General features: G+C 71.7%; 17 protein-coding genes. 6 read left to right on the forward strand and 11 right to left on the reverse strand.

The window, feature by feature from the left end:
* Window positions 1-3: 3 nt before the first annotated feature.
* Both GHR20_RS35410 and GHR20_RS35415 read right to left on the reverse strand, forming a co-directional pair.
* Window positions 4-546, reverse strand: a complete 543-nt coding sequence (locus GHR20_RS35410; protein WP_153815594.1) for an SRPBCC family protein — start codon at window positions 544-546, stop codon at window positions 4-6.
* Window positions 543-1,511: a sterol desaturase family protein gene (locus tag GHR20_RS35415; protein ID WP_153815595.1), complete on the reverse strand. Its 969-nt coding sequence runs from the start codon at window positions 1,509-1,511 to the stop codon at window positions 543-545. Before GHR20_RS35415 ends, GHR20_RS35410 begins: the two co-directional genes overlap by 4 nt.
* Before the next feature lie 74 nt (window positions 1,512-1,585).
* On the opposite strand from GHR20_RS35415, the gene GHR20_RS35420 reads away from it, so the two are divergent.
* The gene (locus tag GHR20_RS35420) at window positions 1,586-2,245 is read left to right on the forward strand and encodes a TetR/AcrR family transcriptional regulator (RefSeq protein ID WP_153815596.1); all 660 of its coding nucleotides are present in this window, start codon (window positions 1,586-1,588) and stop codon (window positions 2,243-2,245) included.
* Window positions 2,246-2,398: 153 nt separating this feature from the next.
* Here the strand turns inward: GHR20_RS35420 and GHR20_RS35425 are convergent, their stop codons facing one another.
* From GHR20_RS35425 to GHR20_RS35445, 5 genes are all read right to left on the reverse strand, one after another.
* On the reverse strand, window positions 2,399-5,119 hold the full coding sequence (locus tag GHR20_RS35425) for a LuxR C-terminal-related transcriptional regulator (RefSeq protein WP_194859078.1): 2,721 nt from the start codon (window positions 5,117-5,119) through the stop codon (window positions 2,399-2,401).
* Window positions 5,120-5,663: 544 nt separating this feature from the next.
* Entirely contained in the window at window positions 5,664-6,245 is a 582-nt protein-coding gene (locus GHR20_RS35430; protein WP_153815598.1) for a hypothetical protein, read from the reverse strand.
* Between the two features lie 509 nt (window positions 6,246-6,754).
* Window positions 6,755-8,062 carry a carotenoid oxygenase family protein gene (locus GHR20_RS35435; RefSeq protein WP_153815599.1) on the reverse strand — a complete coding sequence of 436 codons (1,308 nt, stop codon included), beginning with the start codon at window positions 8,060-8,062 and terminating at the stop codon, window positions 6,755-6,757.
* Window positions 8,063-8,164: 102 nt separating this feature from the next.
* A complete protein-coding gene (locus GHR20_RS35440) occupies window positions 8,165-9,607 on the reverse strand; it encodes an MFS transporter (RefSeq protein WP_153815600.1) in 1,443 nt (480 codons plus the stop codon).
* Window positions 9,604-9,831 (reverse strand): hypothetical protein, encoded by a 228-nt coding sequence (locus tag GHR20_RS35445; protein WP_153815601.1) that lies wholly within the window; start codon window positions 9,829-9,831, stop codon window positions 9,604-9,606. The genes GHR20_RS35440 and GHR20_RS35445 overlap by 4 nt, the downstream gene beginning before the upstream one ends.
* A 619-nt stretch (window positions 9,832-10,450) precedes the next feature.
* Here GHR20_RS35445 and GHR20_RS35450 point away from each other — a divergent pair.
* Together GHR20_RS35450 and GHR20_RS35455 are read left to right on the forward strand one after the other, a co-directional pair.
* Window positions 10,451-11,986, forward strand: a complete 1,536-nt coding sequence (locus GHR20_RS35450; protein ID WP_153815602.1) for an AMP-binding protein — start codon at window positions 10,451-10,453, stop codon at window positions 11,984-11,986.
* 258 nt (window positions 11,987-12,244) lie between these two features.
* Entirely contained in the window at window positions 12,245-12,580 is a 336-nt protein-coding gene (locus GHR20_RS35455) for a hypothetical protein (protein WP_148025201.1), read from the forward strand.
* A gap of 181 nt (window positions 12,581-12,761) precedes the next feature.
* On the opposite strand, the gene GHR20_RS35460 is transcribed toward GHR20_RS35455, so the two are convergent.
* Both GHR20_RS35460 and GHR20_RS35465 read right to left on the reverse strand, forming a co-directional pair.
* Window positions 12,762-13,025: a hypothetical protein gene (locus GHR20_RS35460; RefSeq protein WP_148025202.1), complete on the reverse strand. Its 264-nt coding sequence runs from the start codon at window positions 13,023-13,025 to the stop codon at window positions 12,762-12,764.
* Between the two features lie 301 nt (window positions 13,026-13,326).
* The gene (locus GHR20_RS35465) at window positions 13,327-13,500 is read right to left on the reverse strand and encodes a CsbD family protein (RefSeq protein WP_111587144.1); all 174 of its coding nucleotides are present in this window, start codon (window positions 13,498-13,500) and stop codon (window positions 13,327-13,329) included.
* Between the two features lie 138 nt (window positions 13,501-13,638).
* On the opposite strand from GHR20_RS35465, the gene GHR20_RS35470 reads away from it, so the two are divergent.
* The 3 genes from GHR20_RS35470 (at window position 13,639) to GHR20_RS35480 (ending at window position 15,648) form a co-directional block, all read left to right on the forward strand.
* Window positions 13,639-13,809, forward strand: coding sequence for a hydrophobic protein (locus GHR20_RS35470; RefSeq protein ID WP_111587143.1), 171 nt, complete (start codon window positions 13,639-13,641; stop codon window positions 13,807-13,809).
* A gap of 462 nt (window positions 13,810-14,271) precedes the next feature.
* Window positions 14,272-14,637: a hypothetical protein gene (locus tag GHR20_RS35475; RefSeq protein WP_153815603.1), complete on the forward strand. Its 366-nt coding sequence runs from the start codon at window positions 14,272-14,274 to the stop codon at window positions 14,635-14,637.
* 165 nt (window positions 14,638-14,802) lie between these two features.
* Window positions 14,803-15,648 (forward strand): RNA polymerase sigma factor SigF, encoded by an 846-nt coding sequence (locus GHR20_RS35480; RefSeq protein ID WP_153815604.1) that lies wholly within the window; start codon window positions 14,803-14,805, stop codon window positions 15,646-15,648.
* Between the two features lie 106 nt (window positions 15,649-15,754).
* Here the strand turns inward: GHR20_RS35480 and GHR20_RS35485 are convergent, their stop codons facing one another.
* Both GHR20_RS35485 and GHR20_RS35490 read right to left on the reverse strand, forming a co-directional pair.
* Window positions 15,755-16,144 carry an ATP-binding protein gene (locus GHR20_RS35485; protein ID WP_243878232.1) on the reverse strand — a complete coding sequence of 130 codons (390 nt, stop codon included), beginning with the start codon at window positions 16,142-16,144 and terminating at the stop codon, window positions 15,755-15,757.
* Between the two features lie 135 nt (window positions 16,145-16,279).
* Window positions 16,280-16,627 (reverse strand): STAS domain-containing protein, encoded by a 348-nt coding sequence (locus GHR20_RS35490; protein WP_111587104.1) that lies wholly within the window; start codon window positions 16,625-16,627, stop codon window positions 16,280-16,282.
* Between the last annotated feature and the right edge of the window lie 6 nt (window positions 16,628-16,633).

Raw genomic sequence — 16,633 nt, forward strand, 5'->3', positions numbered from 1 at the left:
CTCTCAGGGAACCGGTCGTTCCGGGGCGGTCTCCAGCGCGGACCGCAGGCGATGAAGAGTCGCCGCCATGCCCGCGCGGTTCACCCGGACCCGCTCGGCCGGCGTCGTGCCGGCGAACACCCTGCCGAGGAGGTCGGCCGCCCTTCCCCGCGCGCCCTGGCGCAGGTCGTGCCAGTACTGGGTGACCTGGATCCGTCCGGTGCCCTCGGCCTCGGTGAGGCGGAAACCCCAGACCGCGAGGGGCAGTCCGGCGATCGACACGCGATAGGCGAACTCGTGCGGAGCGTTCGCCTCGGTCACCCGGCAGTGGGTGAACCAGCGCCGGCCGCCGTTGCGGTTGAACCCGAGGAACGTGGTGTGAGGGCCGCCGCGTCCGGCGAGGAGGAGGACTCCGACGCACTCGGGGCTCCAGCCGGCCACGCGCCGGACATCGCTGATCGCCGCGTACACCCGCTCGGGCGAGGCACCGATCAGGATGGACTCGCTCAGTTCCCGTGTGCGCGTCCCGGCCGGCGCGCGGGTGCCCCGTCCGCCCGGCGACGTCATCGCGGGTCGTCCGTGACGGTCGCCGCCGGCAGCGGGGAGCGCACCGCGGCGAGGGGCGCCCGCGGCACCGGTACGGCGGTGTCCGCGGTGCCGACCGTGCTCTCCGCCGACGTGCGGGGAGGTCCGCCGACCGCGGCGGGTCCGGGCTGCCAGCCCGGCCGCCCCACCACGTGACGGACCCGGTCCCGCCACCGCGAGGCCCGGGCCACGTCCCGTCCGAGGGCGGCGTACTCGTGGGAGACGACGCGCAGCGGGTTGTGGGTGCCGATGTTCTTGGTGAGCCCGTACACGGGGCGCTCGCCCTCTTCGGCCCAGGTGCCGAAGAGCTGGTCCCAGACCATGAGGATGCCGCCGAAGTTGCGGTCCAGGTAGCCGCCTTGGGAGGCGTGGTGCACCCGGTGGCTCGACGGGGTGTTGACGATCCTCTCGACAAGACGGGGAAGCCGGCCGATGCGGTCGGTGTGCAGCCAGAACTGGGTCAGCATGTTGATGCTGCCGCAGAGCAGGATCGCCCACGCGGGCACACCGGCCAGCGCGAGGGGTATGTAGAAGATCTGTGAGGTCAGGCCGGTCCAGGGCTGCCGGATCGCCGTGGCGAAGTTGTACCTGAGGCTGGAGTGGTGCACCACGTGGCTGGCCCACAGCACGCGGACGCGGTGGTGTTCACGGTGCATCCAGTAGTAGCAGAAGTCCTGGGCGAGGAGGACCAGCGGGAAGGTCGCCCAGGTAACCTCGACCCGCAGGGGCGTCAGTGCGTACAGGCCGGCGAAGACGGCCACCGCGATCGTCTTGTAGACGACGTCGGTGGCGGCGGCCCCCGCGCCCACGGTCAGGCTGGTCGCGGTGTCCCGCACCCCGTAGCCGCTGGCGTTCTCGTCGGGGTGGAGCCGGTAGTAGACCATCTCCAGGACGATCAGCAGCACGAAGGCGGGGGCGGACAGGGCGAGCAAGGACGTGGTTTCCATCAGACCTCCTGTCGGAGCGATTCGCTCCGCAGGAGTATCGGAGTGAATCGCTCCCATAGGCAAGGGGTTGGTCCATGGAGAATTCAGCGGCCGGGGGAAGGCGCGCGGGCGGACGGTTCGGCCGCCAGACCGAGGCCGAGCGCAACGACGTGCTCGTCCTGGACGCGGCGCGTGCGGTGTTCGCGGAACAAGGCGCCGACGCCCCGGTGTCCGCCATCGCGGAGCGGGCGGGGGTCGGCATGGGCACCCTCTATCGCCGTTACGGCAGCAAGGAGCAGCTTCTTCAGCGGCTGTGCGTCACCGGCATCACCAGCACCATCGCCGGGCTGCAGCAGGCACTTGAGGCGGAGGGCACGGGTTGGGCGGCTCTCGCCTCCTACATGGCCGCGGCGGTCGACGAGCGGGCAGGTGCCTTCGCGGCACTCGCCGGCACGTTCAGCCTGCCCCGGGAACTGGTCGACGCGAACGAACGCGCCAAGGCGCTGGCGGAGCGGCTCCTGCGCCGGGGCATCGACGACCGGACCGTACGCGAGGACGTGACGACACTGGACATCACCCACGTCGTCGAGATGTTCAGCCGCTACCCGCGCCGCACCGAGGAGGACGAGCACGCGCGGCGCAGGATGCTGGCCATGACCCTCGACGGCCTGCGCGCCGGCCACCCGCCGCTGCCCGGACCGCAGCCGAACTGGGCTGCCTACGACCGTATCTGGGAGCCGTCGGCACGCTCCTGACCGTCGGAGTCCGGCCGTCCTACGCTTACGGCCCACTCCCGCGCCCCCTCATCGAGGGGAGGCTCGCACGGAGCTGTGCGAGCCGGGTGACCGCAGGTCCGCGAGGCGGGGTCGGCGTACGCGCCGGGGGTGCGGACGTGCGGCGCGAGGCGCTCATCGGGGCGGCGGGTCCGGCCTGGCCCGGGCCGCGGCGGCCAGTTCGATACGGCTCGCCAGGCCGAGCTTGGCCAGCGCGTGGGAGACATGGGTCTGCACCGTGCGGGTCGAGACGTTGAGGTCCCGGGCTATCTCGGGGCCGGTCCGGCCGGACGCCACCAGGTCGGCGACGAGGGTCTCGGTGGGGGTCAGTGCCCGCCACCCGGTGGCCGGCCGCCGACGGGCCGCCGTCGCGCCGAGCCGCACCCCGGCGGCGCGCAGCCGACCGGTGACCCGCGTGGCCGCGCCCGTCGCACCCGTCTCCTCGGCGCACCGCAGCGCGTGCCGGGCGTACTCCCGGGCCAGGGTCCGGTCGCCCTCTTCCGCGGCGGCCACCGCCGCTTCCTCCCAGGCCGCCAGCTCCGCCAGGTGCAGACCGGTCCGGTTCGCGTCCTCGGCGGCGGCGCACGCCCGCTCCACCGTGCCGTCGGCGTCGGTGCCGGTCAGTGCCTCGGCCAGGTGCACGGTGGGCGCGAGGGCGGGGGTCAGGGGGCGGGGGAGCCGTGCGAGATCGCGGGCGATCATCGCCCGCAGCTCCTCGTCCGCCGCACGCCGTGCGATCCGGGCCAGTTCGGGCGCGACGGTGGCGAGCCAGGTGAGCAGGTTACGGTGCGCGGCGGTCCGCCACACCTCGCGGGCCAGCCGGGACGCCTCGCGGTACCGCCGCCGGGCCTCCAGCAGGGCCACCTCGGCTCGCTCGGGCTGGGGTATGCCGAACTGCAACGGCGCGGGGGCGGTGTGCCATGCGCGCAGCCGGGTGTCGGCCGCCTCCGGGTCGCCGCGGAGCACGTCGATGAGCGCCCGCGCGCCCACCGACATCGAGGTCCAGGCGAGGCCGGCCCAGTCGGCGCTCTCCAGCCCGGAGTCGAAGGCCGCCGCGGCGTCCGCCAGCCGCCCGGCGGCCAAGTCGATGGATCCGCGCAGCAGTTGATGGGGGACGCTCTGCCACTGGGCGGCCCGGTCCTCCCGCAGCCGCGCCACGTCCTGCATGGCGGTCCAGGCCGCCCCGGGTCCCTCCACGTGCAGTTCCACGAACGGCGGCCACACGTCGCTGGAGGCGCCCTCGTAGGGGTCCACCTCGGCCGACATGTGCTGTCGCGATGCCTCCCAGGCCAGTTCGAGCGCCACCTTCGGATGACCGATCAGCGACAACCTGACGGCCTCGGTCACCAGGCCGGTCAGCGTGAGCTCCCGGGGGTCGGCGACGGGCGGGCTCAGCGGCAGGGGCCGCAGACCGGCGAGCTGGGTGAGCTGAACCCGGTGCTGCCCGATGATGTCGCGCACATGCCCGGAGACCGGTGCGTCGAGCGAGGCGTCCACCAGGGCGAGGGCCTCGGGCACCCGCCCCCGGAGGGTCAGCGCGAAGATCAGCACCCGGCTCAGCTCGACGGTCTGGACGGGATCGGTGGCGTGGTCCAGCGCGGTACGGGCCACGGTCTCCGCCCGGCTCGGCCGACCCGACCGGGCCAGCGCCCGGGAGCGCCGGATCGCCAGCTCCACCGCGGCCCGCGACGAGCCGCCGGCCGCCACCGGACCGGCGAGCAGGTCCGCCTCGACGGCCGGGGCGTGGGCCAGGTCCGCCTCGGCGCCCCGCACGGCCAGCAGCACGTCCTCGGCCGGGGCTCCGGACGCGATCACATGCCGGACGCGGCCCGCCGGCTCCTCGTACCGGGCCGCCGCGGTGTGCAGGACGCGGGCCAGCGGCCCGGGGATGTCGAGTTCGACGGCGTCGCGGTAGCTGTCGTGGGCGAACGCCAGCCGCCCGCCGGGCTCGAACACCGCGACGGCGCGGTCCAGGAGGACCTGCACGGGTTCCACCAGGGCGACGGCCGCGACCCCCGCGACGGCCGCGATCTCTTCCACGGTGGCGGGCCGGCCGAGGACGGCGAGGATCCGGGCCGCGTGCCTGGCCGGCCCGTGGAGGGCGGACACGGTGGTGGCCACGGGGTCGCCGAGGCCACCACGTGCCACCTCCTCGGCCGTGCTGCCGGGCCGCAGTTCGAGGACGTCCCCCGTGGTGGTGAGAGCCTTCGCGTCCGCCAGGCCGTCGAGGAGGGTCAGCACGCGCAGGGCGTTGTCCCGGTGCGGCGCGAGCACCGGACGGAGCCGGCGGCCCGGCCACCGCCCGGTGTGCTCGTGGACCAGCGCGTCGAGATCGATGTCGTCCAGCGGGGGAAGTACGACCTCCCGCACCGAGGGCGCGCGCAGGAGCCGCACGAGGTGGTCCCGCTCCGGGCGGGGCCTGCGGGCCATCAGCAGGGCGAGGGGAAGGTCGCGGGCGGCGGACGCCATCATGTTCAGCAGGGCCAGCGAGGCGCTGTCAGCCTCGTGGGCGTCGTCCACGACAAGAATGAGCGGCCCGGCCGCGCAGAGATCGTCGAGCCGGGCGAGCAGGCGTTCCTCGGCGTCGGCGGGCACCGGGCGGCCGAGGTCCAGCCCGAGCAGTACCGACACCACCATGTACGGCGTCCCGCGCGGGATCTCCGTGCTCGCGGCCCGCCGGGACGCGGCCGGGACGCTCGCCAGCGCCTCGCGCAGCGCCCGACTCTTTCCGGCCCCGGCTTCGCCGGTGACCACGAGGACCGGCGGGTGGGCGGTGCCGGCGCCCAGGCCGCGGACGAGGGCCGCCGTCAGGAAGGTGTCCAGGCTCCGGCGGTTGTTCGGCCGCACGTCGTTCACACCAGGCAGCCTAAAGCCCCTGGACGCGGTGCGGTCTCCGGCGGACTTCTCGCCCATGTGATCAGTTCCTTGGTCCGTCCCCGGCGGCCGACGGGTTCCGTTTCCGTGTCGGCCCGGCGGCCCGCCAGCCCGCCGGGCGTCCGCGGCCATAAGGCGGAGGAGGGAGCCGGGCGGGCCTGGGGCCGTGCGGGGGACGTCAGCATCGGGTGGGGGCGCCTCCAGACGCTGAGGGCAGTGGGGAGTGCGTGCTGGCCGTCCCGGGCAGCAGGAGCGCACGGCCCACGGCGGTGGTACCAGCGTCGGGTGGTCCGCGCGCCTGCCACCGCCCGCCAGGTCACCCGGGCGGCGGCAGGCACACCTATCTGCGGGCCCGGCGCGACGGTTGCCGCCGTCGCCGTGACGCAGGCGTTGACGACTCGCTGCCGTCCGCTCGCCGACGACCGCGGGCCCCTCGCCGCGGTGGGCGGCCATGGGCACCGCGGTCCCGGTCAAGCATGGTCATGGACACGCCGCCGGTCATGCCGCTCGGCGGGGGAGTGCGCCCTCAACGCCGAGGGGCCGCGTCGCCGCCGATGTGGGCCGCGCCCGCCATCGCCTCGGTGCGCTTGAGGCCGGCGAGCACCAGGAGGACGGGCACCACCCAGTTGAGCAGCAGGTTCCCGGTACCGAGGGCACCGGCGAGCAGATGGCACAGAGCCATCACGAAGATGACCCCCGCCCACAGCAGGGAGATCCGCCGGTTGACGGCCCGGAAGACCGGGCTGCCCCAGTAGCGCCGGTCGACCCCGGCGCGCGCGTACTGCTCGGTGAACGGCACCGTGAACGCCGACACCAGCATGATCGCCGCGAGGAGCAGCGCGGCACCGCCCCGGCCGTAGTCCACCAGCGACTGCTCGACGCGGTGTCCGCCGGTCAGACCGAGCACGGTCAGCGCGCCGAACGTCAGCACTCCCGCCGCGTCGATGACCTTCAGACCGTCGCGGACGGTGCCGCGCACGGCGAGCAGCAGGGAGCCGAGACAGGCGGCCAGTGCCGCCCAGCCGACCGCACCCGTGCCCGCGTGCTCGGCTATCAGGGAGAACAGGATCCAGGGAGCCAGCCCGAACAGGAGACTGGAGGCTTTCATGAGGATTACTCCGGCGTCGAAGGACGAGAACGCGTCCATGCTCGGCCGTCCCGCCCAGGCGTTCATCCGTCGAACGACGCAGGAAACCGTGCCACCCGGGCGGCGCGCTCCGGGGGCCGCCCGGGCCGGGGCCGGTGTCCCGGTGTCCGGGCGGCGTGCGGGGGAGTCGGCACAGGCGACGCCGACCGTCTCGCCGTACCGCTGCGAGCGCGTGCGGCGCGGTCCGTTCGCACGCCGGCACGCCCGGTCGACTCGCAAACGACCGGCGTGACACCACGGGCGACGCATTCAAGGCACACGCCGCTCAGGGACACCGGCCCCGGGGCGACAGCCGCCACATGCGGGCACGCTGGTCGTGCCGACGACCGAGGCTCCCATCGGCCCGCCCTCCGGTCTGGACGGACTGTCCAAGCCCGTCCAACCACCCTCCGTCCGCTGGGCGTTGTCCATGCGTGTCCCTCGCCGCCCGGCCCCCCACACCGGGACAGCGATCAACGGCGGGGCACGCTTCAGGCGTCGCGGTCGGCGAGCCAGTTGCCGTGGAAGCCGAACGGCACGCGGGCGGGCAGGTGGATCGTCGCCACCGGATCCGCGCCGAGGTCGTCGGCGTCGAGGATGACCAGGTCGCTTCGGTCGGTGGCGGCGTCGTACACATAGGTCATGAGCCACCCCGGCCCGCCGGCCGTGCCGTCGGCGGGCGCGAAGGCGGCCTCGTCGGGCGTGCGGCCGGGGCCGAAGTCGTGGACGTCGGCGGCCCCGGTGTCCAGGTCGTAGCGCACCAGGGTGTGGTCGCTGGTCAGGTGTCCGTGTCCCGAGTCGAGACCGGCCAGACGGTCGTCCACACGCGGGAACTCACCCGCCCGGTCGTCGAGTTGTTCCTCGCGGACGGAGCCGGAGGCCGGGTCGATGGTCCACTTCCACAGCGTGCCCCCGTCACCGGGCTTCTCGGTGGTGCCGTCGTCCCTGCGCCGCCACATCTCGGGATAGCGCACCACATGCAGGACGATCGTGCCGTCCGGGGCGTCGTAGGCGTTGAGCGCGTGGAAGACGTAGCAGGGGTCGACGGTGAACCAGCGGACCGCTCCGTGGGGATCGTCACGGCGCAGGACACCGAGTCGTGCGCCGTAGCCGTCGTCCCAGGAGAACGGCATCCTGCCGGCCTTGGCGAGGGCGGGATCGAGGACCAGCGGCAGGTCCATGAAGATCACGTGATCGGCCGTGATGCTGAAGTCATGCATCATCGTCGGCTTGGGGACCTCGACGGGCCTGCTCAGCACCAGCTCGCCCGAGGCATCGGCGCGGTGGTAGGTGAGCGGGACGCCCGGGGAGCCCTTGCCGAAGAAGTGCAGCTCGCCGGTGACCGGGCAGATCCTGGGGTGGGCCGTCATGGCCGTATTGAGCCGGCCGCCGAAGTCGTACGGCCCCTTGGTGTCGAGGTCGTACGTCAACTCGTAGGGCAGACAGGTCTCCACCAGGGCGAAGACCCGCCCCGCGTGCCTGATGACGTGGGTGTTGGCCGGACCGGCGGTGAGATCCGTGTTGCCGTGGCCGTCGTGCGGCCGCGCGCCGTCGGTCAACCGGGTCGTGCGTACCCAGCGGTTGCGGTACGAGACCGCGCGGCCGTTCTCGATGCGCACACCGTGCACCATGCCGTCCCCGAAGAACCAGTGTCCGGAGGCGGCCTCGGCCGGGTTCGGGCCGTTGCGCAGGTACCAGCCGGACAGCTCGGGCGGGATGGCACCGGTCACGGGCAGGTCGTGGGCGGTGAGTTCCTCGGTGACCGGGGCGTAGTTACCGGCGAGGTGCGGCGCGCTCATCGGGTCACCTGCCGCGGGAACCAGGATTCGCTGTGTATGCGGTCGGTCATGACGTCTTGTCTCCTGAGTGGTGGGAATGTCCTCGGACGGGGTGGTGACGGATCAGTCGTCCATGTCCGGCTTCCTCTTCGCCAGCAGGAACGCGCTGGCCAGGAGGCCGGCGCCGAAGACCGCGGCGGCGGTGAGGTATCCGCCCCGCATGGCCTCGGCCGCGTGGTGCAGACGGTCGGCGGGGGATACGACGCGGTTCAGCTGGTCGAGGACGACGGTCCCGATGACGGCGACACCCAGGGTGCCGCCGAGCTGCCGGACGGTCTGGATGATGCCCGAAGCCTGGGGGCGGTCCGCCGAGGGCACGCGACTGAGGGCGTCCGTGTTCACCGGCGAGAACACCAGCCCGAGCCCGAATCCGACCATGACCGAGCCGGGGACGTTGGCCCAGTAATCGATCCGGGTCAGCGTCAGGGCCCACACAAGGGTTCCGGTGGCGGCAAGCGACAGACCGGTCAGGAGCGGGGCGCGCGGACCGGAGCGGTCGTACCAGCGTCCGGAGATCTGGGCCGCGACCATCAGCGGCACGATGAAGGACAGCGAGGCGAACCCCGCGCGGACCGGCCCGTACCCCAGGAGGTTCTGCGCGTACAGCGACGAGTACAGCACCAGGCCGATCATGCTGAACTGCGTGGCGAACAGCACGACGACGTTGCCGTTGAAGCCTCGGTGGCGCAGCAGCCGGAGTTTCACCAGGGGATCGCGGGACCGCAGCTGCGTCATCACGAAGACGCCGGACAGTACGACGCCCGTGGCCAGCACGGACAGCGTGCGGGCCGAGCCCCACGACCACGAGGACGACTGCTGGAGTGCGTAGACCGTGGTGCCGACGGCCGCCATGAGCAGGAGAGCGTGCGGGACGGACACGGACAGAGCGGGTTGCTTGGGATTGGCGGGCCGGGCCCGCCGTATCAGTACGAGGGCGGCCACGCCGACCGGGACATTGAGCCAGAACACCGCGCGCCACGACACCCACTCGGTGAGCGTGCCGCCCAGCAGGGGCCCCAGCGCGAGGAACAGCTGGCTGATACCGGAGTACACCCCCATCGCGCGACCGCGCATGTCCGACGGGAACGCCGCGATGACGATGCTCGCGCTGACCGGCATCATCAGTGCCGCCCCGCAGCCCTGCGCGACGCGGGCACCGATCAGCCAGCTCTGCCCGATCGACCCGGCCGGGGCGAGGCCGCACAGGGCGGACGTGAGAAAGAAGATCCAGATTCCGACCCGGAACGTGGTGACCGGTCCGAGTTTGGAACCGAGCTTGCCGCCCAGGGCGACCGTCGCCGCCATGGCCAGGACGTAGGAGTTCACCACCCATTGCTGACCGCCGGCGGACAGCGGCAGATCACGCGTCATCGTCGGCAGCGCCACCGTGACCACGGTCTGGTCCAGCATGATCATGGCGAGCCCGCCGGTCATGGCGATCAGGACCGTCCAGGCGGCGCGGGACGGTCGAGCCGTGGTGGTGTCCGACCGGGTGACCGTACTCACCGCCGCGCTCCCGTCCGCCGGCCCACGCCTGCCCTGCTCACGACGGTTCGGGTGCTCGTGCGCCCGCGCCGCTCCACCGCCCGGGATGCCGGGCTGTTCCGGTAGCGGCGGCGGACGTCCGACCAGGTGTACTGCTCGGTCGACGGCACGGTGAGTGCCACGACGGGTTCGACGGCCGTCAGGACCGGGCGGGCCGGTCCTGACGCCAACGGGGAGGTGCTCATGATTCCTTGCTGAGGCTGGGGAGCAGGGGATGGCACGATGCTGTCCGCCGCCGACCGGGCGGACATCCGTCGAACGACGCAGGAATCGGTGCCATCCGCGCTCGCCGGTGGTGCGGATGTGCCTCCACAGGCGCTACCGGTCCCGCACCGGGCCGCCGACAGGGTGGTGGCCGTGCGCCGATATCCGGACGCGTCCCTGCCGCCCGGCTCCGTGCCCGCGATACCGGGCCGCCGCCGCGAGCCGACTCCGGCCCCACCCCCCACATCGGAGCACCGACAGCCTCCGACGCCCGGTAGCGAGCGCTCAGGCGGCACCCGCCCGTGCTCGCGAGGTGACCGAAAACCATCCCTGACCAGGGTCTATGAGGCACGCGCGAGGCAATGGCCGATTGTCGCGCCGATCGGCCGCCGGATTTAGCGCTGGTCGGCGTAACGCCCTAGAGTCGTAGACATGGTTGGCCCAGGCAACCTTTGGTACGGGTGGGCCGCCATCCCGCGTGGAGTCACGCCCACGCGACCGAGGCCATGAGGCGCACGCCTCCTGACCACCCCCCACAGATGAAGAACCGTCAGGCCGGCCCGCGCGCCACCCCTGCGTTCCGGCTCAGGAGGATCACACATGTCCGATGTCGCCCCACGCTTCCGCAACCATGTGGAGTACATCCTCGACGCCCTGCGGGAGAACCCCGAGCGCGAGGCACTGGTATACGGCGACCAGCGGGTCCCCGCGGGCGAGTTCCGCACCCTGGTGCACCGGATGGCGTGGGCCATGCGGGCCCGGGGCATCGAGCGCGGCCAGACGGTGACTCTGCTCAGCGGCAATCTGCCGGAGGCCCTGGCCGTGCGCTATGCGGCCCATCTGATCGGCGCCCGGGTCAATCACCTGTACAGCAAGCTCGCCGTCGACGTACAGGCCGTGATCGTTCGCGACGTGGAGAGCCGGGCACTCGTCGTCGATCCCCGGATGACCGACCGGGCCGCCGACATCACCGCCTTGGTGCCGATCAAGTCGGTGCTGGTGCTCGGCCCGACCGAAACGGGCGAGGACCTGCTGGCGCTCTGCGCGGCCCAGCCCGACGAGCCCTTCGCGAGCCAGGCGCGGCCGGACGACATCTGCGCCATCCGGCACACGGGCGGCACCACCGGCCACCCGAAGGGCATTTGCACCACGTACCAGCAGGTGCACGCGCAGCGCTCCGCGCGCCCGCTCGACGAGAGCGCCGCCCTGACGCGCCGCCAGCTCGTCGCCACCACCATGGCCCATGTCGCCGGCATGGTCATGGACGCCGTGCTGGAGTACGGTGGCGCCGTGGTCCTGCTCGACGACTTCGAGCCGGGACAGGTGCTCGAGGCCATCGAGCGCGAGCGCATCACCCACCTGTGGCTACTGCCGCCCCTCCTCTACCAGTTGCTCGACCACCCGCGCATGGAGCACACCGACACCTCCACCCTGCGCCAGGTCCTCTACGGCGGCTGCCAGGCGTCTCCGGCACGGCTGACCGACGCCGTACGCCGCCTCGGCCCCGTGCTGCTCCAGGGGTACGGACAGAACGAGGCGGGTTTGATCAGCGTCCTGTCCGAGGACGACCACACCCGCCCCGAGCGGCTGCGCAGCGCGGGAAAGATCCTGGACGGCGTCGAGGTCGAGATCCGGGACGAGGACGGGGGCGCGCTCCCCGACGGTGAACACGGCGAGATCGTGGTGCGTTCGGACATGGTCATGGAGGGCTACTGGAAGCAGCCGCGGCTCACCGCGGAGATCCTCCAGGACGGCTGGCTGCACACCGGTGACATCGGATTCCGTGACGCGGACGGCTACTTGACCGTCGTCGACCGGATGAAGGACATGATCGTGGTCGTCGGCGGCCATGTGTACACCACCGAACTGGAAGACCTGCTCAACAGCCACCCGCAGGTCGGGCAGAGCGCCGTCTTCGGCGTCCACGACGAGGACCGCACGGAACGCGTCCACGCCGCCGTGCTGCTCGCCCCCGGCGCCACCATCGACGCGGACGAACTGCGTGCCTTCGTGCGCGCCGAACGCGGGGCCATGTACGAGCCGGCCCGCATCACCTTCCCCGCCGAACTGCCCCTCACCGACGTGGGCAAGCCCGACAAGAAGGAACTGCGCCGCCGCGCCACGGCCCGGCACTGACGCCGCGCGCGGCGACCGACGGCCCGTCACCGTCGTACGACTGGCCTGTCCCGGAAGCCGGCTGGAGCGCCCGTCCTGCCTCCGGCCCACGGCTGTCGCTCCTGTGGCCGCACCACAGCCGCCGTGCCGGCCCCCTCACCAGGGCGCGCCGTGCTGCGAACACGTCTCGAACCGGTTCACTCGAATGGACCGATACGCGCGGGTTCTCCCGGGCAAGGCTCTGAGAGGAACCATCAGGTCGATTTGCTGGGAGCAGAATTGAGGATTCGCGCCATCTGCGCCGTGGCCGTCGCCGCCGCCCTGATCGGGCTGGGGACCGTACTGCCCGCGGCGGCCGCCCCGGCACGTGCGGCCGCCCGCTCCGGTCTGGACTGCACCACCTGGATCCACAACAACGACCCGTTGACCGGCGGGGTGGACTGCACCAACAACACCAGCGGCCCGATCACCTTCCACGCCGACATCGTCTGCGGCTGGGCGCCGGACGTCCAAGGCACCTCCGTGACGGCGCAGCCGGGCCGCACCGAGGAGTCGGCGGGGCACTGCGCCATCTACTCCACCGGCATCGGCCACATCGGGTGGACGGTGGAATAGCCGCCCGAAGCCGCCTCCTCGGTTGCTCTCGCACGGCGGAACCTCGTCGGCTGATACCCGTCGGCCTCCACGGTGAGGCGCGGTCCCTGCCCGAGCGGGCAGGGGCCTTCGCCGAGGTGGTCGAGCGCGAGGTCGAGCGGGCTGCACACGGACCTCTCTCGGCCCTTGAGGCGGAGCGTCGTCAGCCGGCCTCCCTCACCGAGTGCAGGGAGCCGTCGAGGGTGCCTTCCTGCTGTTCGTAGTGGGAGAGCGCGAGGCCGAGGCCGATGAACGTCGGTGCCCATTCGCCGACGAAGATTCCCCATCGGTCGGCGCGCTCGATGCCGGCCTTCTCGGCCTGCAGGCTCGCGAACCAGGAGGCGAAGCTCAGGCCGATCGAGGCCAGGCCGGCGATGTAAGCGTGCTCGCTGCGGATGCCCAGGTCGTGCATCTTCTTGATCACCATGGGGCGCTCTCCGTTCTCGGGGGGTTGTCTGTCGGAGTATCCAGTCCCTATACGCCCTATTCATCCCATATGGATGCAGTGAGGTGATGAGGGTCGGAACGGGGTGGATGGTCCCCGCGGCGGAACGGTGAGCCGGTCGCAGGTCCGCCTGGGCCGCCGCCCCCTCCGGCGGACGTGCCGTGTCCGTCCGCCGCCGCGACATGCGGCCCCCTCGCATTCCTGGTCTCGGACCAAAGAATTCAGGGGGCCTTCCGTCGATGGGAAGGCCCCCTGAATTCTGGGGTATTGAGAGATGGGAGCGTCAGTGCTTGAAGGCGTCCTTCGTCTTCTCCTTGGCCGCGCGGGCGTCGCCGGTGCTCTTCTCGGCCTGTCCCTCGGCGGCCATCCGGTCGTTGCCGACAGCGCTGCCCAGGGCCTCCTTGGACTTGCCCTTGACCTGCTCGCTCGTCGCCTTGGCCTTCTCGCTGGCACTCATGAAAGACAGCCTCCTCGAAGCGTTCGTCCGATGTTGCGGTGACCGCCTCGTGCCCCGGCACACCCCCTGTAAACAAGGCGAAGAGGAGGAATGTCCTCGACGGCAAAGGGCATACGGCGGGTCAGGAGGTTGATAACTATGGTTCCCCTTTTGCTTGTGCTGCTTCTCGCGCTCATCCTTTTCGGCGCCGGGTTCGCCCTCAAGATTCTCTGGGTGGTGGCTCTGGTCGTCCTGGTGGTGTGGCTGCTCGGGTTCCTCGTGCGTTCCACGAATGCCGGCGGCGGCCGCAGCCGCTGGTACCGGTGGTGACCTGACCACACCGCACATATCCGCCCTGTGGGGCCCGGCCGAGCGATCGCCAGGGACCCACAGGCATGTCCGGGCACCGGCCGGGAGGGCGGGAGCTCGCATCGAGGACGTCTCGCGGACCGACTCGGGCCGCGCCTGCCGGGATGCCGAGGAGCTCACCGAAGGGCATGCGTAACGAAGCGCACACTTTCGGTCGGCCTACCGCCTGACCTTGGTCGCGGAGGAGCGGATTGCGCCACAGGCCGGCCCTCCTGCTCCCCGGTGCTTTCTTGTGCCGGGAAGGTGTGCGACGGTGGGAAGACAAACGAGACCGACCGGCCCGCTGCAAGCGCTGGTCTTTCGGGGAGCCGGGCGTTGCCCCCATCACGGGCACCGGGCCCCTGCCATCGTCGTGGACCCCCTGTTCGCTACGGGGGCGCTCGTCTTTGGGCTCATCAACCCCCGGAAGGGGGCGCGCCCAGTATGTCCATCACCACAACCCTCGACGGCACGTCGGCTCGCATATCGTGGCGCGGCGACGTCGATTTCGACACTGTGCCTGTGCTGCGTGCGGCCGCCGACGCGCTACCGGCAGACGTGGCCGACCTGCTGTGGGACCTGAACGACGCGCCCTTCATGGATGTCACCGGTCTGCACTTCCTGTTCGCCACCGCCCTGGTCGACGGCCCGAACCGCCGGACGACCGTGATGGGCCTGCGCCAGCAACCGCTGCGACTGCTGCTCCTGGCCGCGGACCTCGACCCTGCCGCCTTCGACATCTCCCGCCTGCCCCAGGAATTCCGGTCGCCCACCCCGAACCGGACTTGCCCGGAGGTACCGTCCTCCTGATCCCCGATTCGCCTCGTACCTGACGGGCAGCGGCCCGGACCTGGGCCCTGTCCGGCACCCGGTTCCGTGGAAACACAGGCATGAAGGCAAAATGACAGGGTAATCGGCGCTCCGGCAGCCGGTCAGACGATCGGTCGTGGTGCCGACTCGGCCTTGGGAGGGGACATGTCGCTCATGAAGACGCTGGCAACACATACGCGGAGCAGCGAGCTACCGCACGTAGCCGACCCCTCCAAGGTCGCGCCCAAGGACGCCCGTGACCTGTCGCGGCTCTTCTTCGCGCGGCTGGCCACGCTGGAGGAGGGCACGCACGAGCACAGCTACGCCCGCAACACGCTGATCGAGATGAACATGTCGCTGGTCCGCTACGCGGCCGGCCGGTTCCGCAGCCGGGGCCCGGAGGAGATGGAGGACATCGTCCAGGTCGGCATGATCGGTCTGATCAAGGCGATCGACCGGTTCGAGCTGTCCCGTGAGGCGGAGTTCACCTCCTTCGCGATCCCCTACATCGTCGGCGAGATCAAGCGGTTCTTCCGGGACACCACCTGGGCCGTGCACGTGCCCCGGCGGCTCCAGGAGGCCCGGGTGCAGCTGGCGCGGGCGACGGAGGAGCTGCGCGGCCGTCTGGACCGTGAGCCGACGGTCAAGGAGCTGTCGGAGCTGATGAGCCTGCCCGAGGACGAGGTGCGCGAGGCCCGCCTCGCCTCGAACGGCTACAACTCCTCCTCGCTGGACGCCACCCTCAACGGCAGCGAGGACGGCGAGGCCGTCCTGCGGGACTTCATCGGCGCGGAGGACACCGCGCTGGAGCTGGTCGAGGACTTCCACGCGCTGGCGCCGCTGATCGCCGGGCTGGAGGACCGGGACCGGCGGATCATCCACATGCGGTTCGTGGAGGAGCTGACCCAGGCGGAGATCGGCGAGCGCCTCGGCGTCTCCCAGATGCACGTCTCCCGGCTGCTCTCCCGCTGCCTGGGCCGCCTGCGCGAGGGCATGCTCACCACCGGCTGACCCTCCTCGGCCGTACCCACCGCGGCGAGATCGGGCGACGGGAGGAGCAACGGCGTCCGGTCGCCCCCGCCCTGGCCGACTCCCGCGGTGCGCTCGATGCGGTGGGTCAGCCGAGGCGGAGCTGGGCGACGATCTGCTTGCCGGTCGTCAGGGCGGTGTGCTGGAGCCGGTCGCACAGCAGCGTGACCAGGCGAAGGCCGTGGCCGCCGGGCCGGCCCGGATCCGGAGTGGGGAGCACGGGCGGGCGGGAGGAGCTGTCGCGGACGGTGATCCGCAGCAGGGTGGCATCGGACGTGAGCTCCAGAGTCAGGGCTCCGGGGCCCGGGGCGTGCCGGATCGCGTTGGTGACCAGTTCGCTGACGACGAGCTGGGCGTCCTGGCTCGGCCGCTGGTCGGGGTGGTGTCCTGCCTCGTCGAGCAATATGCGTACGGCGCGTCGGGCATCGGTGATCGACGTGTGCGTCGCGTCCCACGCCATGCTGTATCGCAGGGGCAAAGGGAGTCCTTGTTCGCGTGTCGTCTGCTGGCTGAGCGGGGTGACCATGAAAGTGTTCCCGGAGTCTGTCTTCGCGTCTTGACCGTTCGCGTTGTCGCGTATACCCGCGCTTGGCTTCGTCATGGGAGTGCGCCGTCAGCTGGTGGGCGACGGGCCGGCGCCCGCGATCCGGAAGTGTGCCAGCGCGCCGCTGAGAGTGAGGAGCCGGGTGACCGCCGGGGCGAGCGGGCCCAGCAGGACGAGATCCCGACCGGCGGCCGCATGGCGGCGGCGAGCGTCGAGAAGGGCGTACAGGAGCATACTGTCGGCGAAGGTCACCTGGGACAGGTCGATCGCCGTGACCGGCAGGGCCGCCCGGTCGGCCGCGTCCCAGACGGCCTCGAACTCGTCGCTGTCCTCGTGGTCGGTCTCACCGCGAACCACGATCATGAAGACTTCTTCATGAGGGATGACGTGCACTTTTCTCTCCGGAGCCATATGCATGGCGTC

The organism is Streptomyces sp. SUK 48 (assembly GCF_009650765.1).
In the GTDB taxonomy this organism is placed as follows: domain Bacteria; phylum Actinomycetota; class Actinomycetes; order Streptomycetales; family Streptomycetaceae; genus Streptomyces.

What these genes read in the sequence shown, in the direction of transcription:
- GHR20_RS35410 (WP_153815594.1), bottom strand. Translation starts at nt 546, where the DNA reads ATGACGTCGCCGGGCGGACGGGGCACCCGCGCGCCGGCCGGGACGCGC.
- GHR20_RS35415 (WP_153815595.1), bottom strand. Translation starts at nt 1,511, where the DNA reads ATGGAAACCACGTCCTTGCTCGCCCTGTCCGCCCCCGCCTTCGTGCTG.
- GHR20_RS35420 (WP_153815596.1), top strand. Translation starts at nt 1,586, where the DNA reads ATGGAGAATTCAGCGGCCGGGGGAAGGCGCGCGGGCGGACGGTTCGGC.
- GHR20_RS35430 (WP_153815598.1), bottom strand. Translation starts at nt 6,245, where the DNA reads ATGAAAGCCTCCAGTCTCCTGTTCGGGCTGGCTCCCTGGATCCTGTTC.
- GHR20_RS35435 (WP_153815599.1), bottom strand. Translation starts at nt 8,062, where the DNA reads ATGAGCGCGCCGCACCTCGCCGGTAACTACGCCCCGGTCACCGAGGAA.
- GHR20_RS35445 (WP_153815601.1), bottom strand. Translation starts at nt 9,831, where the DNA reads ATGAGCACCTCCCCGTTGGCGTCAGGACCGGCCCGCCCGGTCCTGACG.
- GHR20_RS35450 (WP_153815602.1), top strand. Translation starts at nt 10,451, where the DNA reads ATGTCCGATGTCGCCCCACGCTTCCGCAACCATGTGGAGTACATCCTC.
- GHR20_RS35460 (WP_148025202.1), bottom strand. Translation starts at nt 13,025, where the DNA reads ATGGTGATCAAGAAGATGCACGACCTGGGCATCCGCAGCGAGCACGCT.
- GHR20_RS35465 (WP_111587144.1), bottom strand. Translation starts at nt 13,500, where the DNA reads ATGAGTGCCAGCGAGAAGGCCAAGGCGACGAGCGAGCAGGTCAAGGGC.
- GHR20_RS35470 (WP_111587143.1), top strand. Translation starts at nt 13,639, where the DNA reads ATGGTTCCCCTTTTGCTTGTGCTGCTTCTCGCGCTCATCCTTTTCGGC.
- GHR20_RS35475 (WP_153815603.1), top strand. Translation starts at nt 14,272, where the DNA reads ATGTCCATCACCACAACCCTCGACGGCACGTCGGCTCGCATATCGTGG.
- GHR20_RS35480 (WP_153815604.1), top strand. Translation starts at nt 14,803, where the DNA reads ATGTCGCTCATGAAGACGCTGGCAACACATACGCGGAGCAGCGAGCTA.
- GHR20_RS35490 (WP_111587104.1), bottom strand. Translation starts at nt 16,627, where the DNA reads ATGCATATGGCTCCGGAGAGAAAAGTGCACGTCATCCCTCATGAAGAA.